The sequence below is a fragment of the Aeromonas popoffii genome (assembly GCF_000820025.1).
GTDB lineage: Bacteria > Pseudomonadota > Gammaproteobacteria > Enterobacterales > Aeromonadaceae > Aeromonas > Aeromonas popoffii.
On the sequence record NZ_CDBI01000082.1, the window covers coordinates 1 to 1,712 of the forward strand.

1 pseudogene is annotated in these 1,712 nt (G+C 61.0%); it reads right to left on the reverse strand.

What is annotated here, in order from left to right:
• Positions 1–1,712: pseudogene (locus BN1129_RS18185) on the reverse strand (retention module-containing protein); the annotation flags it as partial.

Here is a 1,712-nt window from a genome sequence, read left to right on the forward strand (position 1 = left end):
TTGACGATCAGCTGGTTGTCTTTAACCTCGTAACTCGTCGCCTTGTCCTGGCTGGTGAGCCCCGCCAGCGCAGGTTGGTTCGCATCAAAGTTGAGGGAGACCAGACGATCACTGCCCACCGTCACCGGCAGCTGACCATCAATGCTCTGGTTGCCCCCCTCTTGCAGGGCGACCCCCTTGTCCAGACCGAGCGCAGGATCGGCGCTGTCACTTACTGTGATAGTGGCTGAGCCCTGACTCTGGCTGCCATCGCTGTCGGTGACTTCGACCGGCAGGGTCAGCTCCAACTTGTTGTCGGCACCGTGATCCAGATTGGTATGCACCGTCACCTGATAGCCGATCTCCGCACTGGTGTGAGCGGCTATGCTGGCGGGGACGGTGGGGATGGACACAGTCATCACTACCAGACCGCCGCTGGTCACCGCCTGAAAGCTGTGGCCATCCGTGCCAACGGCCTTCCAGGTCAAGGCTTCGCCATTGTGGGTAATGGGCTTGCCACTGGCATCCATGACCTGACCGGAGAGGGCCAACCGCACATCGACCACGGGGTCTGAGTCGGCCTGGATGGCGATCTTGCCGCTCGCCTGCTGGTCATCGGTGGCCAAGTTGGCGCCATCGAAACGCCCTTCATTGAGCGTCACGCCGGTCAGGGTGAGGGTCGGTTTCTCCCCTTCCCCAATCGTGATATTGAGGGTGCCGCTGGTGCTGTCGTTGTTGCCGCCTGCCTTGTCGTAGTCGTTGACGATCACCTTGATGGGCAGCTCGGTCACGGCGTTGCCACCCTGATGAAGCCCCTGATAGAGGGTCACCTGATAGTCAAACCCGTTCTTGCCCGCCTGATCGAGGCTGCCAGTCAGCTTGACCTCGAACACCTCGACCCGCTGGCCATCCACCATCACATAACCTTTGAGCAACTGACTGCCAGGGATGGCGGGATCCCCATCAACCAGCTCGTATTTAACGCTCTGGCCGAGAGCAGTGAGAACCGGTTGCTGGTTGGCATCAGCAAAGGCCACTTCGGCCACCCGATCCGACCCGCCTTGCACATCAAAATGGCCGGTTTGGCTCAGGCTGTTACTGCCGGTGAGGTCCCCCTCATCCAGCGTCACGTCAGTGCCAGCAATAAAGCTCGGCGCCTTGCCATCCACAATGGTGAGCGGCAGCGTGGTGCCGACGCTATCGCCATCCTGGTCAGCAAGGGTAACTGCCAGCGGCAGCTTGAGGGATTCGCTCCCCTTGTGGTCCAGCTCGCCACTCAGGGTCACCTTGGCGGTGACGCTCCAGTTGCCGTTGTTGTCGACCAGACTCAGCTCGGCGCGCAGCACCACCTGTCCACCGGCGGTCCCGACCAACTGACCGTTGGCATCGAGGGAGAAAGTGACCGGATTGCCGTGGCTGGTCAACCCGGTCAGGGTGCTCTGAATCGCGGTGATATCAAAACCAAGGGAGCTGGGGTCGAGGGCATCACTGCCGTGCGCCACCGAAAAACTCATGGTGCTGACGGCGGCCGCCTCCCCTTGCGCCATTTCTGTGATGGTGGTGCCAGTCACGGCAGAGATGGTCGGGTTGGCGCCATCGCCCACCGCGACTGTAAGGGTGGAGGAGACCTTGTCGCCATCACTGTCGAGCAGGGAAAAGCCCGCTTGCAGCAAGCTATTTGCACTGCCCTGATCGAGCTGCTGATGGAAGGTGACGCTGTATTTGCCGTCATC